The sequence below is a fragment of the Paenibacillus sp. Mc5Re-14 genome (assembly GCF_001049835.1).
Classification (GTDB): Bacteria; Bacillota; Bacilli; order Paenibacillales; family Paenibacillaceae; genus Paenibacillus; species Paenibacillus polymyxa_C.
The window spans coordinates 4,145,123-4,169,531 of the sequence record NZ_CVPD01000001.1; the positions used below are offsets into that span (position 1 = coordinate 4,145,123).

A 24,409-nucleotide genomic window follows, 5' to 3' on the forward strand; every position below is an offset into this window, starting at 1 on the left:
GTTAGGAGCCACCAGTAAAAACTAATTTACGATATTGTGCATATTGACAGCCATCTTTCGATACACACCTTAATTTGATTAAGAATTATTGTCCAATTTGCTCTAAGATTTGTGTGTAAGCATTCCTATAATGATCAGGGTTAGGATCTTCTCCTATGATCTTGGGTACGTCAAAGTCAGACAGCAGGAAATGGTGTTTGGGTTGAACTTCATGCCTTGCTAAGCAACTCTTGCAACAGGACAAGGGACAGCCGTCAATTGCAATGATGTCACGTCCCGATTTCGCTGTTCTGACAAGGGGTTTGACATCACCACCAACACCAGCTATACAGGACATTTCAGCGACTTTTTCTCGATCCATTTGTATAGCGATCATGTTAGCGGTTTGTGCTGCGGAGGAACATCCAGAACAAGAATAGACAAGAGGTAAATCAGTTCTTTTCATCTTTGTACACTTCCTTGTTTTTTCTTTGTGATCGATCACGGTATCTTTGGTTTCAGCTGAAATAAATTTAAAATTGTTTATATTTTAACTTAAATTTACAGTCTAAACCGTGATCGTGATCACGACATTATTTTTGTGAAATCTGCTATAGGGCTAACTGTGTGTATGTAAATCAGCTAGATCTCTAATTATTCATCCATCTCCCGACGAAAATATGTAGATAGGTTTTTGTATGCCTTATTAATATCATCATCTGTGTATTTATTAATGATACGGTTTAATGTTGCTTCAAGTGTATTTTCATTAAAGTCCTTTGCTATAAAATGACCATGCCCGATAATAATATCACCTTGATCTGCCATTCTATCTAACCTTTTAGGACTTATTAGTTTAAATGAAAACATGTCTGATGCTCCATTTATTTCACTGGGTCCGATATCTACATTATAAGTAATATAGAAATCGTCTATATCTTCACCCCAATCCTCATACATCTTTGTTAAAGCCTTTATTATAAGCATTTAATTATTCTCCTATTCTCCTATTCTTCAATATCAATATGAACATTACTTATCTGCTTTGGTGCCTATGCTTTACCAGCACTGTATTCTTCGAACACTTTCTCTTGTAAATCAAACACGTTAAGATGTGGAGGGATCTCAAGTCATTGTTTTAGGGGAAAGATAGGAGCGTGTTCTATACAAAACAAAACAACTCTCGCAGTGACTTCTTTGGCGCTATGTTTTTATTTTGGTAGAGTGTAAATAACATCAAATGGGTTCTTATCTTCAAAAAAATCGGTGTAGAGCTTTGCAATTTCGTTTGAATTCAAATCCTTATTATATCGCAATAATCTCCCTAATTTCACCAATACGTCAGCTTCTTTTGAGGTTACTATTTTCTTTTGTACTATATTTTCTGTATTTTTTGGGGTTACCCATGTCCAATCATTCATAGCCGCTTCAGTAAATGGATATCCAAAAGATAACGAACTGATATGAGCGTATTCTGAACACAGAGGATGAACAATTAATAAAAAGGCTGCAATTATTCCTGAACGATATCTTATCCTTTGTGCATTTTGAACCTCTTGAGTAAATGATTCTAGGTAATGAGGGATTTCTCCCCAATTAGAGCGTCCCATTGAAACTAGTATTTCAACGGCAAATTTATTATTTAATTTATTGGCCAATTGTAAGAATATCTGTTTGTTTGTAGAGCCAGAGGCGGTAAATGCACCTAAACATCTTGCAGCTTCCTTAACGTTAGTCGCACCTTCTGATATAAGTTTCACGTATTCGTCCAACATCGTATCGTCGCTAACGAATTCTGGAGATTCCACAATTGTTTCAATTAAAAGTGCCTTTGTACTCTGTTCTTTAACCAGAGGAATCATACTAACAAGTTGAGCAAAATAGTCACCCTCTAATTCTTCTAAATTGCAATCATTTTTTAATAACTTTAGAGCAGCTACTATAACACTATCATCTTTATCTAAAGTAGCATTTGTTATTAGTTGTATAATTTTTCCGACCACAGATTTCTTCCTTTCAGGATTAGATTAAAGGTCATCTTAATCTTTTAATTTGTTCTTTAGGTAGGCTAATGATAGGGAGGAATGAAAAATTATTTTTTTGCGTGGAAAAAAGGCTCATTCCTACTCATCGTTTCAGATAGAATAAGCCATTATATGATCCTTTTATTTAACATTTGAACTACTCACTCTTAATAGCTCTTCTCCCAGATCCAAAATACTCTTGGAAAAGTTGAAATCAACAACTTCCCAAGAGATTTCATGTGTTTAGACTCTACTTTTTTTAAATTTGCTTGCTCTAAGCTACTGCTATTCATGAAATCAAAAGGAACTGTCTCCTCAATATTAAATGTTAATGTTATTTTAGGCTTACTTTCAGTAACAATCATTAATGCTACGTAGCAATCCTCTAGGAAAGATAACTTCCCCCCGCATTTACATACAATATCACCGCTATCAATTGTATAGGGCCAACTGTAATATTGCTCACTTCCTGCAAGAAGGTTACCTTCAATTAGTTTGAAATCCGCACCTTTGACCCCCTCAATTCGAACTTTCATTTTTCCAAATACAAAAAGTGAATCATCTTTTACATGAAGTCCCTGATTTTGTTTTTGATCTTTAAAATTATAAATATCTATCACTGTATTTATGAGTTCAAATTCGTATATTCCTCTAATATCACTTGGAAAATTCAAAAAAATAGTCGGTGTAAATTCTCCATCACCATCTATAATTCCATCAAATTCTTCATTACTTATATCAAGAGTAAGTATCATTTCACTATAACCTCACTTTCTTATAAAGGTGTACTAATCTAGCATTGGTGATTTTATATTTTCACCATCTGTAGTTAAATAGCTGCCATCATTGGGGATCTCTCGTCTTTCACCTTTATCCTCAACCCTCAACCCTCAACCCTCAACCCTCTACCTCTAATGTTCTCACCAGCTTGTTCATATTACCAAACGGCATTAGGGGCAAGAGGAAAGTAAAAAGAACAAGTCAATCATGGCAGTCTGACCATAATCGACTCGTTCGACTTAATTCAAAAATGTTATTTAGGATACTCTGATTTTACTTTTATCATGTAATAAACAGGGGAAATTTACCTTTTATATCCGCTATCTTTAAAAATATCTTCTTCTAAATAAGGATAATTCAGTAGCTCTAGATTTTTTTTAGTGATATACCTGGTTTGATTTTCATCTAGATTATTATTGATAAATAAACACTGTTCTTAGTGAATTTCCCTCCCTTAGCCGTTTGAGTCTGTGTATGTAAACTCTGATGGGGAGGGATGGGAGGTTATTGTTTTTTTGGAATGGAAATCCATACATACTAATAAAACAAGTTGGAATGAGCTTTTGTAAGTTTATCGAGTGCTTAAATCAGTTAGTGTTAAGTTTGTTGGTAAGCATTTAAATTTACTTTAATAACTTTTTTCTGCTTGAATTTGTTCAAACCATTCCATTGAAATATCATCTGCAGTTTTAACCGGATGATTAGTGTGTACTAATTCATAGTTGTAATTAGCTGTTAACTTGTTTAATTTAACATCATAAATTATTTTCATTTCTGTAGGCATCTCACGTCCGTGTTTTTTGCATAAATGAAAAATTTCCTCAATATCATTGTTTATTATTTTTATAACTCCACGTTGTCTTTCTACAGATACGTCATATACAAAAACGTCTTTTTCTGCACTGTTTAATACATCATTAAGTTTATGTCTTTCAATAACTTTGTTGTTTATACGATAAAAAAAGTCGCTAGAAATCATTCCCTCTTCATATGAGCAATAAATATAAATTTTATCTGCTCTATCATTAACATATTCCAAGCAAATGGAAACCATATCAGCTTGTAACTCGCTAAAAAAATTTTCAAATAGATTAGTTATATAAATCTCTCCTAATTTAGGATTAGAAGGTCTCCAAACTATCTCAATATTATTTTCTCTAAAAGTAACATAGTTATGCTTATTTATTTTCTTTTTCTACAGTTTCAAGATACTTTTCTAAATGCTTTTTTCCTGAGTTACTTTTAGGCATAATGCCAAGATAATTGTATTTCCAAATCGTTTTTCTTGCATGAGGGTCTGTGTTCGAAAGATTGTCATAATTAAAATCAATTTTGAATTTTCCTGTACTTTCTAATACTAAAGTTAGATTGCTCCAGGCCTCTTGGTCGTTATCTTTAAATTCTCTCCAGAGCACCTGAATTAAATCCACTAATTCATTCCACTTTTCAGAATATTCAATTTCACTTACTGTGAAAATTTCAGGAATGTCATGGCTGTAAACAGCTGTATCACTACCCTCAGGATAAAAGTAAAAATATGCAGTTTGGGCACCGTCCACGATTTCGCCGTACAGGTAGACCTTAGACCATTCCTCGGGAATCGCATCCACTATGACTTCTGCTATTTGTTGATATAATATTCCTAATCGTTCATCATTCATTCAATTTCCCTCCTGGTACATTATCGAATCTACTAAATTCCCAATCTTCTTCACCAATTTTATATTTAATATCAAAACTTTCAGGACGTTGAGAATTCCCCTTGTAATTTGGTGTTATTTTTACCTTCACTTCATCGCCTTGTTTAAGTGCGTCAGCCCAAGAATTTTCGAGTTTCTTCCATTCACCTTTATTTAGATTACCATTCATTGGCACGAGATTATCAAGATTCCCTGAACCCTTAAATATACTTGCAATCAGATGGCCACCTTCGTCATCAGGCAAACGATCTTCTCGACCCGCAATCCTCTGAGCATATCCGTTTCTTTTTCCGTCTCCTAATTTGAGTTCACCTTCCACATTTGAAACACGTCCTTGACCATCGGTTTTATAATTGTATCCTTCCTTACTAGTATACTCAATATCTGGTTTCAAAACCTTTTTGCGACCATTTTTAGTGTAATGATCTCCATAGTTTACTTTGGTGGGATTTTCTGAAATCTTCTCAGTTTTAGGCGGTTTCTCCTTAGGTTTGCTCGGCTTAGGAGGAGCGGAACCATGTTTGCCTTCATCTTTGATCATTTGCCAGAGTTCAGCGGAGCTTTTTCCAGTGTTGGACGCGCCACTGTAGAGCGCCTTACCTCCATGAACCATGAAACCAGCGGATGCTGCTGCTGCCAGTACGCCTACAGGAGTTAATACGCCCGTAGAAGTCGCAATTACAGAAATGCCTTCTCCTCCCACCCCAGCGATTACTTCCCCAGCACCTACTAAAGTGCTAACCACGTTTCCTGCAACTTCGCCTACCTTACCTGCTGTCGGGTGCTTAGGATGATAGTCACGTTGCTTATATAAATCCATTGACATATTCACCTTGATGGTTTCATTGGCTCCCTGAGCAGCATCCCATATCAATTCACCTTGAAGCTGTGCCGCTTCCCTTTTTGCTTGAGCAGCCATCATATCATTTTTAGCACTTTGTTCAAACATCTTTTCCCACCAAGGCTTAGGTTCCACGACTTGTGGTTTAGGCTGCTGCGCCATGCGGCTGTCGTAATTGGCTCTCCAGCGTTTTCTTACTTCTTCCGGAACCTGCTGATACGCATGAACCATGGCATTCGATTCTTTAAGCAGATTCTGTACTAGTTCCAATGTGTCGCCGGAATGAGCTATATGACGTGCGCTCGTAAACACTTTCCCAAGAATCCACTTGTTATAATAGGCTTGTTTAGCTTTCTCATGCTCGTGTATACTAATCAACCCTTGCATGGCCAAACCAGCCAAGTGTTTCAACGGATGAATGCCGTTCCCCTTACTGCCTCCAACGGTAGGGGTTCCTTTGCTCCGAACAGGGATCGCTGCGGTTGCTCTCAGAATCACACCACCTGCAGGTCCACTTAGCGCACCCGCTACAACACCAGCCACTTTTCCCATCACTGGAATGGAGCCTAATAGTTTGGACACCGTACCCATCATGGCATTCGCCTGTTGAAGCTCTGCTGGCTGGACTGGTGACTTTTGCTTTAGGAGGAGAGGTTTGGCTGCTTGATGATGTCTTAGCTGCTGATGGAGCTTGCGCCGCCTGATATGCTTTGATGCTCATCAATGGAGGTTCTGGAACAGGAGGGAGGTCAGCCACGAAAACAGGAGCCTTCACTGTACCTTCCTGATAAATCACCGGAGCCTTGGTATCTGTCTCACCATCCAATACCATGCTGCTGGCTCCACCTTTTAAGTATAGCGCCGTGCCAGCTTCCAGTGATAGTTCCTCACCTGCATTGAGCTTCACATGACCACCCTGAATTTGCACATTCCCCGGACTGTTAACGGTAATGCCACCATCTTCATTTAGTGTAATTGAAAATCCATCCGAGGTGGACAGGGCCAGTTCTTGCTCAGACATTTCTATGCCGCTTCCTTGCACGTGTTGCCACACCTTCATATCGGGTTGTCCATTCGCGTGGCGTTGTTGTCGTAATGAATCTGTCACATAGGCATCCTGTTCGTGATGTGTAGGCAGATACAATTCCACCTGTTCCCCGATCTCAGGCATATCGTACCAGCCGCTATGTTCTTCTGCAACATAACGGGCGGCTACGGGAAACCAGCACGCTTTGGCAGGATCTTGCTTCGAATCAATTTCCAGTTGAAGCTGTACGAAATCCTGTTGTACCTTCAGCACCGTTCCTGTCAGCGAAACCCCGGTGGCCTGATTGTTTTCATACCGAGCATACCGGATATCCTGTTCGGACTGAAGATTATAGCGAGTACGCAGTAAGCCATCTATCAGGGTTGTCACGGCTCGAACCACGGCCAGTTCTTTTCCTTGCCCGATAGGTAACGTGATGAGGTCGCCTAGTGCATAGTATTGCAGGCTTTCAATCATATAGGTGACATACGAGCCAGCACGTTCTCCCGGCTTTTCCGCATCCAACTCATGAAACGTTTTCCGTACTCGATAAAATACATCCCGTTCCACCTTATGCTGCTTGCCTTCTGGCATACCGAAGAAAACCTTGGGCGAGGCTGCGGTTACCTCTGGCACAAGTACGGAGCCGAAGCGAGAAGCGAGGCGTTTTAAAAACGCCCAATCCGTCTCCTCATATTGTAAAACAAACGTGTCCAATTTGGCATGGTTGCTTACCGTATCAATGGCATCTCCGTACTGATATTTTCGAACCATCGATGTGACCAGATCATCATAGGTGCGGTGAATATCTTGATAGGAGCGTCTTTTACGTTTAATATCCATCTGGTATGAATGGGAAGCGGCCTCCAGTTCAAATGTATACACGCCTCGCACGCAGTGTACGGACATACGTGTAACAATCCCATGGAACAGCCTTCTCAGCGATTGTCCTTGCTCATCCAACTGACGAATCACAATGGGCTCCTGATCCATATTTTGACCAATACAAGCTACTCCCTGTTCTTCGGAGAGCATGCCGCTGATATGTAAATAGGCATGATCGTTAATGTCGCTTGTTATTTGAAGTTGTTCAATGTGTAGTGGCTGAAAGGGACCATAAAAGCGTAGGCTTTCATATCCAATCCCATCTGATAATACGCTCAAGTGAGTTCATAACTCCTTTCCAGATGTGATGGGTATTTTCTAAGTTGAATTTGCTTCTGATTATAGAAGCCGCAGATGAGTACAACTTGAGTTAAGACCCATATGTATCACTGAGTTTGTTTGGCATAGAAACCTTGTTATTCGGATTTAGGAGTTTCAAGTAAGCTTCCATTCAAGGTACAAAGGGCAAGAGGAGATATTTAAATAACAGTCCAGCATATGTATATATCGGTTAAAAGAGAGATTTAGTTTACAGAATGACCCATTGGTTGGGGGATTTACTATGTTTATTTTTGGAAGTAGGAGGATGAGAGGGAAGTGTAACATGAGTTAATATAGGAATATGGTAATACGCCACATGGTTTGCTATTTCGATGCTTTTTCATGCTGCCAAAACAGATACTTAAAACCAAATGATACCCTACCTAACTAAACAATCTAAATTTAAAAATAATGGAGTGATAGAATGATAAGGGGACTTGTGCTTTTAAATAGTGGGAATATTGAAGATTACTTACCAGACTTATATGATTGGAGTCTTACTGAAAGCGAAAAAGAGCAACATACTTGCCGACCCATAATCGAACTTCCTCCATATAACAATTATAAAGAGAATGTACTGAAAAGGCTTGCAAATGGGCAATTAATATATATCTTGGTTGATAAAAGTAACGGTAATAAGCGGATAGGAAAGATACAGCTTTTTGACTATAATTCTCGGAATAAAAGTGCCGAGATCGGATACCATTTTTGAACGTAAGGATTTAGAGTTGAACAAAATTTATGCAACGGTTGCAGCATGTAATCAAGCTTCTATAAAATTATTAGAAAAATTCCATTTTAAGCTGGAAGGGACTTATCGAGAGCATGCTAGCTTAGCTGAAAAAGAAATAGAAGGAAATTGAACTATTATTTTTAAAATGGAACGAGTTAATTTCAAGTAAATCCGTTTCATCCTCTCGACACACGTTGAGGCCGTAGTAAAGCTATGTCGAGTCGATATATAGAGGTGCTTAATTGTAGCTTCCTATGTCCTTTACGAGCTGGGGAAAAGTTTATAGAAATAAGGTATGGCACAACAAAATAAATGTTTCGATTTTTTTGGATTTAAAGGGGTTGGACACATCCGATGTATTTAACTGAAAATGTGAGTATTCAAGAGAGCGTCCTTAGTTTGGCGTTCTTTTTTTTTGTACGCTACCTGTAAGAATTCCTCAAGCAATAAGGTTATTCCCTTCTGTGACGTGCAATCAACTTGCTGTGGTTCAATTACTTTAAATAAATACGGATGCAGGGAAGGTGAACCCCTTGGATAAATTTAAAGATCTGGAGAAATTGATTAAACTTACAGGAGATCGCGCCAAGTTGGATGCGAAAGCGAACGATACATATATTGTATATAAAACGCCGGATGGCCAAATTGTAAAAGAATACAACGATGGAGACATTGTTCCTGTTGCGGATACGGATGTTCTCATGCATAAACATATACCAATGATGTATGTATTTGCGGGGAATAATGGAAGCGGTAAAAGTACGATTCAGAACCTGGTTGTTGACCGACTGGGAATTAGCGTAAATATTGATCCTGATGCCTTGCCCAGAGGAATCGAAGTGACTTTCTGAGATGGATATTGTGAACAGACCTGGATTCTCGGAATGGGAGGATAAGCATCATTACAAGCAAGCATTGGAGAATGAAGCTTTGTACTGGCAGGGCATGAAGGACGGAGCACAGTTTGTATATGTTGTATTAGAGAAGATGCTTCATGATGAAAAAGAGAAAGAAGAATAGCCAATGGAGATTAGATGGTTATAGAGAATATTTAAAAAGATGCTGGGCACCTACCAACCTGGTCATACCCCTGTCAAGTAGACAGGGTATGACCAGGTTGGTAGGTGTTTTAATTTGTCTTACGTTATGGGACACAGGCTCAGGCTTTTCAGTTCAATTCGTCTTGTTTGACTATGCTTGCAACTTACCCGCACGAATATCATCTGTCATGCCCGCGTAAGGTGCCTGGGCAATCAACTTCTTGTTGTTCACACCTGCATTTTCAATGAAAGTAATATATGCGAATTCAGGAACTACATGCTTCGGATAAGTCTCATACTTTTCACGCGATTCTTCCATTACAGGGATGAAATCATTTTGATAGCGTACTTTAATCCCTGGATGCTCATGCACCCATTTCGGAAAGAAAATAATACCATGCATGGTCAATGAAATGGCTGGATGGGTTCAGTATTGGAGAAGCTTCGCCGAAAGAATCATAAACTTTAAGTCGGTATAAGTCGATTAAATAATTAAGGGCTTATATATACACAAATTTCTATATTAGAACATACCTAGCAGTGAACTTAGGCCCAAGCGTAGAAGCCGTATCTAAAAATAGAATTCATTCCAGGAGGTAAGCTATGAATAAGAGAACAGGCTTTAGATTTTTAGTTGTAATTATGATGATTTATGTATTTACTTTTAATCTGGGTGTGGAAACTGTAAAGGCAAATTCCGTATATTATGTTTCTACAACGGGGAATGACATCACTGGAACCGGTACACTATCAAATCCATGGAAAACCATACAAAAGGCAGCAGATACCATGACAGCCGGAGATACCTGCATCATACGAGGTGGTACATACCGGGAAACAGTAACACTTCATACTTCCGGAACTTCTGCAAAACCCATAAACTTTGAGGCTTATACAGGAGAGAACGTAACGGTATCCGGTGCCGATCCGGTTACTGGCTGGAAAAATTACTCCGGATCCATCTATTATGCGGAAATGAGGGGTTCCCTTGGAACAAAAAATCAGATATTTGTTAATAAGCAAATGCAATTTGAAGCTAGATGGCCCAATTCATCAACACTTGATCCCTTAAATTCAACATATGCAACAGTTGATTCCGGTTCCACTACAACCATCAAGGATGGAAACTTAACTCAGGCACCTGGATACTGGGTTGGCAAAACGGTTTGGAGTGTTCCGGGAACAGGCTACAAATCTTATAAAAGTACCATTACCAGCTCAAGTGACGGCTCCATTACCTTTGATCAAATAGATACTGCAGCGACAGGCGGTAACAGCTATTATATTACTGGTAATCTTAAAGATCTTGACAGTGCGGGAGAATGGTATTATGACAGCATTACTGGCAGACTTTATTTATGGGCACCTGGTGGAGTTGATCCGAATACTTTGACAGTAGAAGCAAAGAAGCGGACTTATGCATTTGATTTAAGTTCCCACTCTTACATAAATATTACCGGAATTAATATCTTTGCCTCCAGCATTAAAATGTCTAATTCTAATTACTGTAAAGTTTCTAATATGATTGCGGAATATGTCAGTCATGATTCGGATGTTACCAGACAATACAGTACAGGGATATTTATGTCCGGTACCAATAATGAGCTTAGAGACAGTACTTTGACCTACAGTTCCGGTAATCTGGTGAGTATAGAGGGAACAGGAAATAAGGTAATTAATAATCTTATTCATGAAGCAAATTATTCGGCAGCGGATATTCCGGCAATCTATCTATTGGGGGCAAACCATCTAATCAGTCATAATACGGTATATAACGCTGGGCGTTATCTGATATTTATGCCTACCCAAAACAGCCAGATACAATATAATAATCTGTACAATGCAGGAAAGCTGACAAAAGACTGCGGAATACTCTATGAATTTGCCTGGGATGGGCAAGGGACGGTAATTCATCATAATTACATCCATGATAATCTGGCAAAGAATTATTCCGGCACTGGTATCTATCTGGATAACGGTAGCAAGGGCTATATTGTGCATCATAATGTTGTATGGGGAAACTATACAGGGATAAGATTGAATACACCCAGTAATTTTAACCTGATTTATAACAATACCACCTACAGTAACGGAAATGTAGGATATTGGGGAAGTAATTTTCAGTCAGATATGTACGGCGACAGAATTTTCAACAATATCTTTACTACAGCCTTTACACTGCCTGGTACTCATATAGAGGGAAATAATATTACCTCAGAAACCAATCCGTTATTTGTGAATCCCACAGCATATGATTTCAGGTTGCAGTCTACTTCTCCAGCTATTAATGCAGGGGTTGTAATATCTGGAATCACGAATGATTATGTTGGTGCGGCACCGGATATTGGAGCATATGAGTTCGGTGGAACTGACTGGACTGCCGGGCATGATTTTTCTTCACCTCCGGACCCGGTTTTTGAGAGTGTCAGCTTACTTTATGTTAATAACGTAAGGCAATCTGATTTCGAGAAAGGGATAATCTCACCATGGGCAGCAACATATTCAGATACTGCTGCAAGTGTATCGGTACCAAGAAGCGGCTCTAAGAGTGTTAGATTGGGACCCGGAGAAGATGGTATCGAGCAGGTACTTACGGGGCTAAGTCCTAATACCAGCTATATGTGTACCGCCTGGGTTAAGGCAGACATAGGCGAGCGGATTCAGATTGGCGTTAATGGCTTTGAAGGAACGGATGCATCCGAAACATCTGACAGTACATCCTGGACAATGGTAAACATTCCTTTTACAACCGGAGCAGGCGCTACCAGGGCAACGGTGTATGCTTACAAGAATCCTGGTACAGGATATGTTTATGTGGATGATTTTGGGGTAGTTGAGCAATAAATTATTTTACTGGTTTTATGTTTGACAGGATTGTCAGAAAGTCAGAAAAACCAAGACTGCCTTGGGGCAGATGGATCAGGAGGGACACTTTAAGTAGAAAATACTTCCAGTGGACAGAAAGCTCGATATGTTGTCTCTAGTATGTAACCATCTTCAAATGAAAAGCTTTTGCGATAAGGTTGTACATCTGCCATCATCGGCAGAACAGGTGTGAAATTGGCGTTATCCAAAATTTCCAGCTTCGTATCAAAGAACATTAATCTGTCCCGACCTTGATTTTAGGTAAAGGAAGAGCAAGCCGGATACTTGTCGGAATGCCTGTTTCATAGGTAGCTGAGCGTTAACTTTCCTGCTTATCTATTAGACCAACCGAAGCGAGCATAACTTTGCTCAAGATTGGTAAGTTCCCGCACATGTAATTGAAGTTCGTCCAGACGGTCAGTAATTTGGTCCATTAACAACGTCAGAGAATCAAAAAGATCTTTTCCCACCCAAGCGAAACCATAGGGAGGAAGGTCAATCGACAGATGTAAATGCCTTTCTATAGGTCGCTTGTTCGGGCGCTCCATGGCAGGTTAATGGACCTCTACCCGAAATAGGAACTGATCATAAAACTTCAGACTCTTGACCGACTGTAACAATTGAACATAAGGGACAAGAGCAGCAATATTTTATAGAGGATAACCACGAACCAATTGTATCCAAAGAAATATTTGAAGCGGTGCAAAAGGAGAAGAAACGGAGAGCCCAGCTGAAAGGGAGTGTGATGGGGGAGAGTAAAAGATACTCCAGCAAATATGCACTGAGCAGTAAAGTATATTGTGGATGCTGTGGAGCCATTTTTAAACGCCGAACCTGGAATAGCAATAACCCATCCAAAAAAGTGGTATGGCAGTGCAAAACGTATGTCAATGAGGGTAAAACAGCATGTGATGCCAAATCGGTTGATGAGCAAGTTTTACATTCCGCGTTTGTACGATTGTTCAACCGGATGTATGAGAACAAGGAAAGATTGATTAAAACGCTGAAAGGAAATATTGTATCGGTACTTTCCAGCAGAGTAGAGCAAGAAACACTATTGGACATTGAAGGAAAGATGCAACAATTGAAATCCGACTTGAAGGAATTAGTGAATCTTAAGCTACGGAATCAGATTGATGAGATTGTATATGATGAAGAAACGAACAGACTTTCCAGCGAGCTAAACGAGCTACGGCAACAGATGCTGATATTAGAGGAGGAAGAGGATCAGAAGGAGAAAACCAAGGAACGAGTCGATGAGATTATTCAACTTTTGAGCTCACGGCAAGATATACTGGAACAATTTGATGATAACCTATTTAATGCGTTGGTGGAGAAGATAACCGTTCTCTCACCAGCGCATTTTGTTTTTACCTTGAAAAGTGGAATGAACATAGATGAAATTATTGGGGATTAATATTACATTGTTAGATGAATTGATGGGCTAACGAATATTTGTGGGTTGTATGACGGGAAGGATCAATCGAATCCCGTCTTTAACTCCTTCTATATAGATGGATTGCTTGTCCTGACTTAGCTGATAGCCTATGCTTTCTTCCCATTCGGATAGCAGATGTTGAATATCTTCAGTTTGGTTGATTTTGAATTGATCCATTTGAGTGAATAGATTTTTGTCCTCAGATGAGCATGAAGCGTTTTGTTCGCCAGCGAGTTCTAGTTGATAAAATCGTTGGCGTAATGCTTCGAGAAACCATTCTGGCCAATTTGACATAAATACATTTTCCCTCCCGTTGTTGAAGTGTGTGTATGTTAACTCTGATGGGGAGGGATGGCAAGTCATTGTTTTAATGCAGTAAGTGGCTTGCTATGTTACTTAGTTACTAATCTTGAAGAGATAAAAAACTTATCCACCTTATAAATCAAGTTGGAATGAGCCTTTAGGAGTATAATAATTTTGAAAGCAATTTTCTTACTCAACAAGACCCGTGAATTGGGTAATCAAATATATGTGCTCAATTAGTTTGACTTTTTCTAGATTTTCTACCTTTTCGGAACCGCCTAATCCTAGAAGTGGAACATAACCAAAGCATTCATCAAATGCTGGTTTTCCGTATTTTTCAATGGCATCAGGATATGGTAGCCAATCTAGATCGTTTTGTAGGGATGAATCATCCTCTAGGTCAGAGAAAAAAAATTCAAACCCAGATGATATGCCTTGCATCTTTCCTCTTCTAAAATTAAGTAAAAGTAAATATTTATTATCTTCCCAAATAAGTAGATCTCCCATGGAAGTAGTAAATAAAACCAGAGCCTCTTTGCTTCTTACATACACCTCTTTTAGCAAAGAATGAAATTCATCTGGGTTTACTATTTTTAGATATCCATTTAGGATACTACCAAAGCCATACTGCTTCCAAACTTCTATTAATTGCTCAGGTACTTTACCTTCAAATTTATTAATCAGTTTTTCAGAAGCCTTTTCATGTAGCTCAAAATCATTAAAAATTCCAATATCCATCCTGATCTCCCTCTGTTAATTTGTTAGTTTAATATTTAAATGAGTTGACTTTCTTTCTGCCTCGGTCATAGATTCAGCAGCTGATCTTACATGTTCATCTATTTTACCCGCCCTTTTTTTCCATTGGGAGCCAAGAGAAGAGTTAATCCTTCTATCCCCCACTCCACTGACATGTTCTGGTATACCTCCAGCAATTTGATCAGGATTATGTAATGCCGCTTGACCATCTAGCCATTTACTAGCTTGTTTTTTTGCTTCTTCTTTATCCACTCCTTCTTTTCTTAACTCAGTAACCTTATCCAAGTATGCTTTTTCTCTCGCAGCTTTTTGCGCAGTATCACCTTCGGGTGCTCGTCCTTCTTTTAAATATCTATCTCTATTTTTGATAAACTCATCAACGGTTAAGGAATTAAGTCCTTCCTCTTGAGCTTTTAGCTGTCTTTCAAATTCTACTTTATCATGTTTTGGATTCCTTTTGAAATTGACTTCAACTTCAGAGATTCGGGGAATTTTTTTTAGATTAGCTTTACCCGTCCCCTCAGTTTTAGTTTGACTCGATTTCGGCTCATTCGTTGGCTTCAAGGGTTTTGGTTCTGGAGCATCTTTGGAATTATGATGTTTCCCTTTTCCACCTTTTATTTTTCCCTTACCCAGAAGAGAGCTAATTAGCATCCCAGCTAATGTCTCACCCTCCATGTAACTTTGGCCCTTCTCTAACATCCGTTTATCGTCTTCTTTTAAACCTTTGAGATACTCTTCTCTGGCATTTTCCTGATCCAAAACATAATTTTTAGCAAATACCAAATTTCCCTTTGCCTCTTCATATTGGCCTGACACTATAGTACTTATAGTATCCACAGGATGCTCGATAAGAGCATCTTTTAACTGTTTTAACCCTTCAACGTTCGCTTGAACTGTTTCCTCCATGCCCTGGAAAAAGAGTGTGGTTTCCTCGCCAAAGCTTTTTTTAGGGGGTTCGGGACGATTAGCTTCCCAGTCACGAATACTTTGCGCATACTTTCTTGCTCTCTGTAATTTTTCTTCTTCTGGGGAAAGCGGCTTAGGAGGAGGTTGTTGCTTCATATAATCCCTAATCCATTTTTCACGAACACTTTTAGGAACCTGCTGATACGCATGAACCATCATCTTAGACTCTTTCAGCAAGTTTTGAACCAGCTCCAATGTTCCACCGGAATGAGCCACATGACGAGCACTTGTATACACTTTCCCCAAAATCCACTTGTTATAATAGGCTTCCTGAGCTCGCTCATACTCGTATTGACTGACCAGTCCCTGCATTGTTAAACCAGCCAAGTATTTCAACGGATGAATGCCGTTCCCCTTACTGCCTCCAATCGTAGGGGTTCCTTTGCTCCGAACGGGGATCATTGCGCTTGCTTTCAGAATCACACCCGCCGCAGGTCCACTTAGCGCTCCCACAACAACGCCAGCCACTTTCCCCATTACCGGAATGGAGCCTAATAGCTTGGACACCGTACCCATCAATGCATTCGCTTGTTGAAGCTTTGCTGGACTGGTGACTTTTGCTTTAGGGGTAGAGGCTTGGCTGCTAGATGAATCCTTAGCTGCTGTTGGAGCTTGCGCCGCCTGATATGCTTTGATGCTCATCAATGGAGGTTCTGGAACAGGAGGGAGGTCAGCTACGAAAACAGGAGCTTTCACCGTACCTTCCTGATATATCACAGGAGCTTTGGTATCCGTTTCACCATCCAGGACCATACTGCTGGCTCCGCCTTTTAGATACAGTGCCGTTCCAGCTTCGAGTGAAAGTTCCTCGCCTGCATCGACCTTCACGTGACCACCCTGAATCTGCACATTCCCCGGACTGTCGATCGTAATGCCGTTACTTTCATGCAGTGTAATGGAAAATTCACCGGAGGTGGATAGAGTCAGCTTATGCTCAGACATTTCTACGCCGCTACCTTGGATATGTTGCCATACCTTCACATTCGGCTGTCCATTGGTGTGGCGTTGTTGTCGCAGTGAATCCGTTACATAGGCATCCTGTTCGCGGTGTGTTGGCAGATACAATTCCACCTGTTCCCCGATCTCAGGCATATCGTACCAGCCGCTATGTTCTTCGGCAACATAACGGGTGGCTACAGGGAACCAGCAGGCTTTAGCCGGGTCTTGCTTGGGATCAATGTCGAGTTGAAGCTGGACGAAATCCTGCTGTACCTTCAGTACCGTTCCTATCAGCGAAATTCCAGTAGCCTGATCGTTTTCATACCGCGCATAGCGGATATCTTGTTCCGCTTGGAGATCATAACGGGTGCGCAGTAAGCCATCCGCTAACTGTGTCACTGCGCGAACCACGACCAGTTCTTTTCCTTGTCCGATGGGTAACGTAATGAGGTCGCCGAGCGCATAGTATTGCAGACTTTCAATCATATAGGTGATATACGAGCCAGCACGTTGTTCTCCAAATTTTTCGGCATCCAGTTCATGAAACGTTTTACGTACTCGATAAAATACATCTCGCTCCACCTTATGCTGTTTGCCTTCAGGCATTCCGAAGAAAACCTTGGGCGAGGCCGCGGTTACCTCTGGCACGAGTACGGAACCAAAGCGAGAAGCAAGACGTTTTAAGAGCGCCCAATCGGTCTCCTCATATTGTAAAACAAATGTCTCCAGTTTGGCATAGTTGCTTACCGTATCAATGGCATCTCCATATTGATACTTTCGAACCAGCGCAGTGACCAGATCATCATAAGTGCGGTGAATATCTTGATAGGAGCGGCTTTTACGCTTAATATCCATCTGATACGAATGGGAAGCGGCCTCCAGTTCAAAGGTATATACTCCACGTGTGCAATTCACAGACATTTGCGTAACGATCCCGTGGAACAGTCTTCTTAGCGATTGTCCTTGATCATCCAACTGACGAATCACAATCGGCTCTTGCTCCATATTTTGTCCGATGCATGCGGCTCCCTGTTCTTCGGAGAGCATACCACTGATATGTAAAAAAGTATGATCATTAATGGTACGTGTTATTTGAAGTTGATCGATGTGTTGCGGCTGAAAAGGGCCATAAAAGCGTAGGCTTTCATACCCGATCCAATCTGATAATATGCTCAAGTGAGTTCATGACTCCTTTCTAGATTTGATGGCTGATTACAAAAGTAAAGTGCAGTATTTTTAATTCGAGTCTGACTAATAGAAGAAATGGATGAATACAACTTTGAGTCAAGACCTATATGTATCACTGAGTTTGTTGGGTATAAAGTTACGAGATGTGATATTTAAATAACAGTCCAGCATATGTATTTATCGGTTAAAAGAGAGATTTAGTTTACATAATGACCCATTGATTGGTGTATTTACTATGTGTATTTTTGGAAGTAGGAGAAATGCGAGGGGGTTAAGTTGTGTACAGTGGCGGTTATTATCAATACTTTCATTACTCAACTGATCGGATATCTGTGTAAACAAAAAAACGTATTTAGTTTACTCGACTAAATACGTTTTTTCCTTTTAAAAATGCATATTTATGTTTTAGCTACGACTTCCGAATGAGCCAACATATGTAAGATCATTGCTGTTAATGACTTGACCTGGAGTTACAAAAGCCTCTTTATTTGGAGTATAGTAACCGATAATATAGTCTGTGTCATAGTTTCCATAATAGAATGCTTGCCAAATAAATTTAGAGCAGTAATTAGGGTTTATAGTTTTAAGTTGAAAGTTATCCCAAGAATAAATAGGTATATGGTAACTTGTTACCGAAGAGTAATTGTTTTGTGCCCAATAAGCTGCGTTACGGCCATGAGTCGCTCTATAGACAGCGATTGATTCACCAGCCTTATGCCTCGTTTGGTAATAAGAAATGGTATCCCTTTTTCCGCCTTCTCCTTGATTATCATTAACTGCATTTACATGATAAACCATATAATCAGGTCCAATGATACCAACATGTCCAACAATCATTGCGCTTCCGCCTAATGCTTTTGATGAATAAAGTACATCTCCTACCTTAACTCTGATATTGGTTCCTGGGTAGGTTGAATCTGGCTCTAACGCTGATGGAGAAAAGTCATACGTGGCCTCTGGAGCACTTATAGAAGGATCAACTTCTGGAGCACTTACAGAAGGATTAACCTCAGGAGCACTTATAGAAGGATCAACTTCTGGAGCACTTACAGAAGGATTAACCTCAGGAGCACTTATAGAAGGATTAACCTCAGAAGCACTTACAGAAGGATTAACCTCGGAAGCACTTACAGACGTTATACCAAAAAAAGAGGTAAAGAAGAGAAGCATTAGTAGAGCAGGTAAAAAAACTTTGATTTTTTTCATAATGCACCTCCATTTTCCATAAATTTAATTGCAATACTTATTATACACAGAATGTACTGGAAGTAAATAGAATAATAAGGTATGATTATCCTAAAAGAAGATTTGTTTGTTTGAATAAGATGAGGGAGATGAAAAATTGAATTTTTATAATAATAGAGTGGTTCAGATATTAAGCGTAATACTCTATCCCATTTCGGCATTCATCATATTAAGTAATGGTGATAAGATAGTTTCATGGGGTATACCAGCAGTCATTGCAATTTTGTTTTGTTTTCTTTGGAAAAATGTTCGACATCTAATGATTTCCAATGCATTGTTATGGATTTTATCAGTACCAATTTGGTTGTTTTTGATTGAGGGAGGGCAGGGAGCAGAAGTTTTCATTGCATCTTTACCATTCATCATACCCCTATATATATTTATTGTGTTTCTACCAGAAATTATAATTGTTTTGATTAGGAATTTCCTTCTCAATAAGTTTAGACGGTAGCGTCAAGAACTATGTGTAAATGAAAATAACCTTTCTTGTAGAAGTTGGTATTCATCTTTGCTGGTGAACATGATGAGTCCGCTACAGAAGGGCAACCAATGGATTTATGCTCGCTTGTCAGAGACTCACGTTATCTGATTGCCTCGGATTGTAGTCATAGACTATGTTTAGAGAACAGCCCCGATTAATCAATGATTCTATTCTTTTCGATAGACATGCTATTTCTGATCATAAGTATATTCTTTCCATCGTCTCGACACACGTGGAGTGCGTGGTAGTGATATGTCGAGATAGGAAGCAGTGATGAACGAGGGTTTAAGAGCAACTTGAATATGTTCCTGCATTCAAAAAATTGCTTTAGAGTTGAGTGCGGGAATATATTTTATTTACATACATGAGGCATGTGTAATCGACAGTGCTGTTTGTTAGTGCGGAAGATTATTAGAGATGTATCGGTGTAAATAGAAAAGGGGGAATCCCTCTTTTTGTTTTGTTGGCTGTCATTGTACTATGATGTCAATCTATTATGTTTTATTTTCTCCCTAAAACAAGTATTGCATCATAGGGGGCCCTTTCCTCTTTTTCCAACTCAATAGCATTAGTTGAGTCTCCCCATAGTTGTTAACCCATATTCTAGGACATGAGTGTTTCTTCCTCCCATAGTACGTTTATTTTGTGTTGACGATTTGTTAGAAGGAGGCCATTTTATTCTATACAGTTTACGATGCTATACGTTTCTACTTTGGAGGAGCTAACATGTTTTGACTGGATCTGAAGTAGAGTAGTTCTTTTCAAAGCAATGGGATTCCTTTTTCAGGAATACCTTTTTACACAACTATGGATAGTGTATTGAGGAATACAATTTAATCTATAGATTCCTTAATTATCTTTAGTAACTCATTCAGTTGACGATATTTCTCAGCTTTTTTAAAAAGAATAGATGTTAATATTGTTCTTAATGCAAAAATCAGAACTACGAATATTAGTAGAGCTACAAAAAATATAATGGTGAGTACCCAATCTTTTTGTTTAATAATACTTTGGATAATCTTATTAACAAATGCATTCCAAATAGGTAAACTAAAAACTGTAAAAAAAGATATAGGTAACCAGTTCTTAGATTTGATAGATTCGCTTTTTTCATCGAAATAACTTATATAAGTATCTAATATGTTTTTATTCAATTTTTTTTTATAAATTAGATTAGAGAGCTTGTTAATTCTTATTGCTTTTAGAACCGAAATTTCATAGCTTAGTTTTTTGTACTCCATATGTTTTATATAATAAGGGTACTCCGTCTTAATGTAGTTACCTGAAGCTGTAACAGAACTAGTCATGGAAATAATGTATGTGATCAAAGAAAATAAAGCGCCTATTAAAAGCCAAAATGAATAAGATTTCAAATCGGTTGAGTAAATGACAAAAAATAAAATTTCAAAAATAACTGCGAATATTATCGCTCCAGTGGCAAAATTTTTGAGTAGTATTGATTTTTTATCCATTAAAACCTTTCCTAGTGAAAGTTCTTCGAAACAAGTATTATAAATAATCTTTCTAAACAAGAAGTGGGAATCTAATCTGGTTTTCATAAAAAATCTCCTTTATTTTTTTATATACATTATCGGTTTGTAAATAAAAAATGCTAAATATTATTTATTGGAGATAATTAGGTTTTCATATCTATATTACAAAACTCTGCTACATATTTGTGGGTATACTACGTCTGATTGCCAATATTTATCATGGCTTTTGAATGTGTTGGATATATAGACAACCGAAGAAATAACGAAAACAACCAATTTCTGATTCTTTGTTTAGGGTAATTTGCTATCTAATTTTTATATATTTTGTGTAATTACCCAAATGAATGTATTATATAAGCAATATTCTAAATTAGGTCCTTGGAATCATTCGAGGGCTTTTTTTGTTCCATATATCCCCATGAATATGCTATAGTGTAAGAAATAAAGAAGATTTATGCAGAAATTAGTAGAGTATTGGGCATGAGTATACCTATAGTCTTGGGTATATAGTCTTTCTGTATTGGTTGAGATATTTCGATGAGGTGAGGGCGAGTGGCAAGGACGTATTATGCTGAAGGAAGGCAAGTTGCTTATGTATTAAGAGGGCTATTTATTATAGTTGGACTTACTATTTATTTTAAAATACCTGGTCTACACTGGGGATACCTTTTTGGTATCCTACTTGGCTCTGTGATTATTGGAGAAATTTTTGGAACAATGTGGACACGAAAGCGACGACAGAAAAAGAAGGGTAAGAGCATCAGTGAAAAAAGTGGTAGGAATAGCGTAGCTAACACAAACAATGGGGCGCGCAAGGCAAATGCGAGAACAACGAGTAAAAAACTAACCGATGCACAGATTCTCCAAGCTGATGTAGATACACTATCAGGAACAGATTTTGAACGATTAATGGAGCTTTATTATACGGATCAAGGCTACTCAGTACTGCGAGTTGGCGGGTCAGGTGATCATGAAGTCGATTTGATTCTCAAAGGCAAAGAAGGATATAAAATCGCCGTTCAGTGTAAACGCTGGAAACGTGATGTTGGGAATGATATAGTACTCCGGCTCAAGGCTGGTAAGCAGGTACATGGTTGTTACGATGCTTGGATAGTAACGACGAGTAATTTTACAAAGGCTGCTAAGGAGGCGGCAGATAGTTTGAACATTAAGTTGATTAATGGTGTGGCGCTTGCTAATAGGCTTGGGAGATGGAAAAGTCAAAAGCAAAAAAAATGATGTCATGCAAGTTTTATTCAGTCTTTTAAAATTATTGTTCTTCATTGGCTAAATGGTATTTATGTTTTCTTAATAATGAGCAGTTTCTGGTAACTTTATAGTGGAAGAAAGGGAAGATGAACTGTATGAGATCTACTGACGTGAAACATTCAATAGCTGGTTTTTACTACCAAGTCCTTTTAGCATGTAAAGAATTGATTTTATTATTGAACAGGTCAAAATCAGAAGAAAGTTACGTGGCTGTTGAATATGGGGCTGACGTAAGGATTTTTGATGAGCAAGATATTCGTATGGAAGCAAAATTTTACAATGATAATACCTTTACGAGGTATAAAGAGGCTATTACTCATAGCATATATAATTTTTTTAATTCGTTCAAGGATTCATCGGCCAATGTGAAGTATCGATTTAAATGTAATGTTCCAGTGAATATTAAAGATTTGCAATTTTTTACTAATTGGGTTAAACCAACTGAGATATCAGAGAAAATAAAGTATATAAAAGAATGTTTTGTTTACGAGTCAGTAGGACAAAGTCCTATTAAAGAAGGCGAATATAAGAACTTTAAAACCTATTATGATACCACTACAAATTCAAAAGAAAAAAAACATTACAAACAAGCACTTATTAAATATTTGGATCATCATCCTAATTCTACTGAATACACTAAATACATAATTCCAAGTATGAATGTTGATGACTCGGTATTAGAAAGTTTTATTAAGCAAATTGAATTTATCTTTCCTCCCAACAAAGTATCTAAATTTGAATCCATTGATTCCTTGAAACGAGTAATAGATCGTGAATTAGCTGAATACAATAAAAGCCTGACTGTTGAAGAACGTAGTAAAATAATGCTTCTTTTATTAGAAGCTTTCTTTGATTCGACAATAGATTCTAACATGAGAACTATAAAAATATCTGATTGTAAGAAAATTATAACTAATTATCAAGCGCTAACCTTAACACATCTGGATAACGAAGAAAATTTAGAATTGATCAAAGAAATTGAGCAAGAACTTGCTGATTATGAATATATATTAAGAGAACATGGATATGCCGAATTTATTGATGACATTATGGTGGTTCTAATTAGCTTAAAAGAGCAACTTCATTCTGAAATTAATCAATTTGGTGCTAAAACAATATTAAAACGTTTCATTATGTCTAATAGACCGTATCCTCTTGAAGTAATTAAATTGTTCCAGTTCATCTCTGAATTGATGATAAAAACTAAACGTGGTGGCCAAGTAGCAAGTATTATTGATATTGATAGTATTAACAACTTAAAAATTGGTGATAGTCTTCACCTTTCACTACGTGCTCTTCCAGCAGCGAGTTCCGCTCGATCCAATGCTAAATTAATTATTAATTATTTTATTGATCATACACAAGAAAATCTGGAAATATCAAAAGCTACGGGTGGAGAAACAATAGTATTCGATACAGATAGTGATGTTTGTCAATTAGAACTTGAAGATATCAATAATACTATAATTGATATTAGAAGAGTTAAGGACAATAAACAGCATCAGGAGATGTATAAATCTTTTAGATATAAATGTTTTAAATGTATGAAATTATCATATTGTGATGCATGCTCGTTTCTCAAAGAGTTAGAGGAGGGAGAATAGATTGGAGCATTTAGCAAAATTATTACTACTCAAAGATATTCACATATTTGAAGAGCTGAGAAACTCATTCGTTTGTAACTTAAATAAAGATAAGGTACTAGTTATCACAAAGATATCTTCCCTAGAAGAGGTACAGGAGTTAGTTTATACACTTCCGAGTCTAAGAGAAAAATTACGAAAAAAAATAGAAAATATAGAAAACACTATTGAAGTAGCGGATATATATCTATCAAAGTTTTTATGGGACATGTATGTAATTGGTTTGCATCAAATTGAGCTGGATGAAGAAAAATTTAACGAAATTGAAGTGGCAAAACTTCAACGAAATCGCTTTGTAGCGCGAAAAATTATCATTGAATATGAGAACGAAGAGGAGCTTAAAAAAAAATTTGATCAATTGGTACTTCCAGAAAGGGCTCTAAATGAATTGTTAGGGACTTATGTTAATGAAGAATTTGAATATCAAGCAAGAGAAATCGAAGAGCTACTTACACGGGTTAAAGAAATCACAATGGATAATTAAGGTGGT

General features: G+C 38.1%; 22 protein-coding genes and 3 pseudogenes. 9 read left to right on the forward strand and 16 right to left on the reverse strand.

Translation table 11 applies throughout. The features are described 5' to 3' along the window. Positions 1-85 precede the first annotated feature (85 nt). The 8 genes and pseudogenes from BN1546_RS18920 to BN1546_RS18955 form a co-directional block, all read right to left on the reverse strand. On the reverse strand, positions 86-445 hold the full coding sequence (locus BN1546_RS18920; protein WP_013311396.1) for a putative zinc-binding protein: 360 nt from the start codon (positions 443-445) through the stop codon (positions 86-88). A gap of 188 nt (positions 446-633) precedes the next feature. Further along, complete coding sequence (locus BN1546_RS18925; protein WP_090738572.1) at positions 634-966, reverse strand: Imm8 family immunity protein; 333 nt, start codon at positions 964-966, stop codon at positions 634-636. A 224-nt stretch (positions 967-1,190) separates the two neighbouring features. Further along, a complete protein-coding gene (locus BN1546_RS18930; protein ID WP_090738573.1) occupies positions 1,191-1,982 on the reverse strand; it encodes a hypothetical protein in 792 nt (263 codons plus the stop codon). A gap of 188 nt (positions 1,983-2,170) precedes the next feature. Continuing rightward, entirely contained in the window at positions 2,171-2,758 is a 588-nt protein-coding gene (locus tag BN1546_RS18935) for a hypothetical protein (RefSeq protein ID WP_255305435.1), read from the reverse strand. Between the two features lie 653 nt (positions 2,759-3,411). Beyond that, positions 3,412-3,837, reverse strand: coding sequence for a DUF600 domain-containing protein (locus BN1546_RS18940; RefSeq protein ID WP_090738574.1), 426 nt, complete (start codon positions 3,835-3,837; stop codon positions 3,412-3,414). A gap of 124 nt (positions 3,838-3,961) precedes the next feature. Beyond that, the gene (locus BN1546_RS18945) at positions 3,962-4,444 is read right to left on the reverse strand and encodes an antitoxin YezG family protein (protein ID WP_090738575.1); all 483 of its coding nucleotides are present in this window, start codon (positions 4,442-4,444) and stop codon (positions 3,962-3,964) included. Beyond that, a complete protein-coding gene (locus tag BN1546_RS28525) occupies positions 4,437-5,486 on the reverse strand; it encodes a DNA/RNA non-specific endonuclease (RefSeq protein ID WP_369690603.1) in 1,050 nt (349 codons plus the stop codon). Before BN1546_RS28525 ends, BN1546_RS18945 begins: the two co-directional genes overlap by 8 nt. Further along, a pseudogene (locus tag BN1546_RS18955) lies at positions 5,475-7,515 on the reverse strand (contractile injection system protein, VgrG/Pvc8 family); the annotation flags it as partial. The pseudogene BN1546_RS18955 and the gene BN1546_RS28525, both read right to left, overlap by 12 nt. 704 nt (positions 7,516-8,219) lie before the next feature. On the opposite strand from BN1546_RS18955, the gene BN1546_RS27090 reads away from it, so the two are divergent. From BN1546_RS27090 to BN1546_RS27380, 3 genes are all read left to right on the forward strand, one after another. Then, a complete protein-coding gene (locus BN1546_RS27090) occupies positions 8,220-8,420 on the forward strand; it encodes a GNAT family N-acetyltransferase (RefSeq protein ID WP_141651589.1) in 201 nt (66 codons plus the stop codon). Positions 8,421-8,823: 403 nt separating this feature from the next. Then, positions 8,824-9,141: a hypothetical protein gene (locus tag BN1546_RS27935; RefSeq protein ID WP_090738577.1), complete on the forward strand. Its 318-nt coding sequence runs from the start codon at positions 8,824-8,826 to the stop codon at positions 9,139-9,141. A 1-nt stretch (position 9,142) separates the two neighbouring features. After that, positions 9,143-9,310, forward strand: coding sequence for a hypothetical protein (locus BN1546_RS27380; RefSeq protein WP_176702345.1), 168 nt, complete (start codon positions 9,143-9,145; stop codon positions 9,308-9,310). 171 nt (positions 9,311-9,481) lie between these two features. Here the strand turns inward: BN1546_RS27380 and BN1546_RS18970 are convergent. Continuing rightward, positions 9,482-9,733: pseudogene (locus tag BN1546_RS18970) on the reverse strand (phenolic acid decarboxylase); the annotation flags it as partial. 200 nt (positions 9,734-9,933) lie between these two features. On the opposite strand from BN1546_RS18970, the gene BN1546_RS18975 reads away from it, so the two are divergent. After that, positions 9,934-12,174, forward strand: a complete 2,241-nt coding sequence (locus BN1546_RS18975; RefSeq protein ID WP_090738578.1) for a right-handed parallel beta-helix repeat-containing protein — start codon at positions 9,934-9,936, stop codon at positions 12,172-12,174. Between the two features lie 89 nt (positions 12,175-12,263). Here BN1546_RS18975 and BN1546_RS27385 read toward each other — a convergent pair whose 3' ends face one another. Then, entirely contained in the window at positions 12,264-12,431 is a 168-nt protein-coding gene (locus tag BN1546_RS27385; RefSeq protein ID WP_176702311.1) for a hypothetical protein, read from the reverse strand. 383 nt (positions 12,432-12,814) lie between these two features. On the opposite strand from BN1546_RS27385, the pseudogene BN1546_RS27940 reads away from it, so the two are divergent. Both BN1546_RS27940 and BN1546_RS18985 read left to right on the forward strand, forming a co-directional pair. Then, a pseudogene (locus BN1546_RS27940) lies at positions 12,815-12,907 on the forward strand (recombinase family protein); the annotation flags it as partial. Between the two features lie 33 nt (positions 12,908-12,940). After that, positions 12,941-13,612, forward strand: coding sequence for a recombinase zinc beta ribbon domain-containing protein (locus tag BN1546_RS18985; RefSeq protein WP_238437881.1), 672 nt, complete (start codon positions 12,941-12,943; stop codon positions 13,610-13,612). Between the two features lie 27 nt (positions 13,613-13,639). On the opposite strand, the gene BN1546_RS27390 is transcribed toward BN1546_RS18985, so the two are convergent. The 6 genes from BN1546_RS27390 to BN1546_RS19020 all read right to left on the reverse strand — a co-directional run bounded on the left by BN1546_RS27390 (position 13,640) and on the right by BN1546_RS19020 (position 21,073). Then, on the reverse strand, positions 13,640-13,927 hold the full coding sequence (locus tag BN1546_RS27390; protein ID WP_176702346.1) for a hypothetical protein: 288 nt from the start codon (positions 13,925-13,927) through the stop codon (positions 13,640-13,642). 198 nt (positions 13,928-14,125) lie between these two features. Continuing rightward, the gene (locus BN1546_RS18995; protein ID WP_090738579.1) at positions 14,126-14,674 is read right to left on the reverse strand and encodes a T6SS immunity protein Tdi1 domain-containing protein; all 549 of its coding nucleotides are present in this window, start codon (positions 14,672-14,674) and stop codon (positions 14,126-14,128) included. Positions 14,675-14,689: 15 nt separating this feature from the next. Continuing rightward, the gene (locus tag BN1546_RS19005; protein ID WP_255305436.1) at positions 14,690-17,776 is read right to left on the reverse strand and encodes a polymorphic toxin type 15 domain-containing protein; all 3,087 of its coding nucleotides are present in this window, start codon (positions 17,774-17,776) and stop codon (positions 14,690-14,692) included. Positions 17,777-18,193: 417 nt separating this feature from the next. Beyond that, complete coding sequence (locus tag BN1546_RS19010) at positions 18,194-18,994, reverse strand: hypothetical protein (RefSeq protein WP_090738580.1); 801 nt, start codon at positions 18,992-18,994, stop codon at positions 18,194-18,196. 183 nt (positions 18,995-19,177) lie between these two features. Further along, complete coding sequence (locus BN1546_RS27395; RefSeq protein ID WP_158451761.1) at positions 19,178-19,399, reverse strand: hypothetical protein; 222 nt, start codon at positions 19,397-19,399, stop codon at positions 19,178-19,180. Positions 19,400-20,347: 948 nt separating this feature from the next. After that, positions 20,348-21,073: a hypothetical protein gene (locus tag BN1546_RS19020; RefSeq protein WP_090738581.1), complete on the reverse strand. Its 726-nt coding sequence runs from the start codon at positions 21,071-21,073 to the stop codon at positions 20,348-20,350. 486 nt (positions 21,074-21,559) lie between these two features. Here BN1546_RS19020 and BN1546_RS19025 point away from each other — a divergent pair, with 486 nt between their 5' ends. The 3 genes from BN1546_RS19025 (at position 21,560) to BN1546_RS19035 (ending at position 24,403) form a co-directional block, all read left to right on the forward strand. Continuing rightward, positions 21,560-22,246, forward strand: a complete 687-nt coding sequence (locus tag BN1546_RS19025) for a restriction endonuclease (RefSeq protein WP_090738582.1) — start codon at positions 21,560-21,562, stop codon at positions 22,244-22,246. Positions 22,247-22,371: 125 nt separating this feature from the next. Then, positions 22,372-23,880 (forward strand): hypothetical protein, encoded by a 1,509-nt coding sequence (locus BN1546_RS19030; protein ID WP_090738583.1) that lies wholly within the window; start codon positions 22,372-22,374, stop codon positions 23,878-23,880. Position 23,881: 1 nt separating this feature from the next. After that, entirely contained in the window at positions 23,882-24,403 is a 522-nt protein-coding gene (locus tag BN1546_RS19035; RefSeq protein ID WP_090738584.1) for an ABC-three component system middle component 1, read from the forward strand. Positions 24,404-24,409: the final 6 nt, after the last annotated feature.

Bases quoted from the DNA above. Each gene is read 5' to 3' on its own strand.
- BN1546_RS18920 (WP_013311396.1), bottom strand. From the start codon at position 445: ATGAAAAGAACTGATTTACCTCTTGTCTATTCTTGTTCTGGATGTTCC.
- BN1546_RS18925 (WP_090738572.1), bottom strand. From the start codon at position 966: ATGCTTATAATAAAGGCTTTAACAAAGATGTATGAGGATTGGGGTGAA.
- BN1546_RS27380 (WP_176702345.1), top strand. From the start codon at position 9,143: ATGGATATTGTGAACAGACCTGGATTCTCGGAATGGGAGGATAAGCAT.
- BN1546_RS18995 (WP_090738579.1), bottom strand. From the start codon at position 14,674: ATGGATATTGGAATTTTTAATGATTTTGAGCTACATGAAAAGGCTTCT.
- BN1546_RS27390 (WP_176702346.1), bottom strand. From the start codon at position 13,927: ATGTCAAATTGGCCAGAATGGTTTCTCGAAGCATTACGCCAACGATTT.
- BN1546_RS18985 (WP_238437881.1), top strand. From the start codon at position 12,941: ATGGGGGAGAGTAAAAGATACTCCAGCAAATATGCACTGAGCAGTAAA.
- BN1546_RS19010 (WP_090738580.1), bottom strand. From the start codon at position 18,994: ATGAAAAAAATCAAAGTTTTTTTACCTGCTCTACTAATGCTTCTCTTC.
- BN1546_RS18975 (WP_090738578.1), top strand. From the start codon at position 9,934: ATGAATAAGAGAACAGGCTTTAGATTTTTAGTTGTAATTATGATGATT.
- BN1546_RS27395 (WP_158451761.1), bottom strand. From the start codon at position 19,399: ATGATGAATGGTAAAGATGCAATGAAAACTTCTGCTCCCTGCCCTCCC.
- BN1546_RS19030 (WP_090738583.1), top strand. From the start codon at position 22,372: ATGAGATCTACTGACGTGAAACATTCAATAGCTGGTTTTTACTACCAA.
- BN1546_RS18940 (WP_090738574.1), bottom strand. From the start codon at position 3,837: ATGGTTTCCATTTGCTTGGAATATGTTAATGATAGAGCAGATAAAATT.
- BN1546_RS27385 (WP_176702311.1), bottom strand. From the start codon at position 12,431: ATGTTCTTTGATACGAAGCTGGAAATTTTGGATAACGCCAATTTCACA.
- BN1546_RS18945 (WP_090738575.1), bottom strand. From the start codon at position 4,444: ATGAATGATGAACGATTAGGAATATTATATCAACAAATAGCAGAAGTC.
- BN1546_RS18935 (WP_255305435.1), bottom strand. From the start codon at position 2,758: ATGATACTTACTCTTGATATAAGTAATGAAGAATTTGATGGAATTATA.
- BN1546_RS19020 (WP_090738581.1), bottom strand. From the start codon at position 21,073: ATGAAAACCAGATTAGATTCCCACTTCTTGTTTAGAAAGATTATTTAT.
- BN1546_RS28525 (WP_369690603.1), bottom strand. From the start codon at position 5,486: ATGGCGCAGCAGCCTAAACCACAAGTCGTGGAACCTAAGCCTTGGTGG.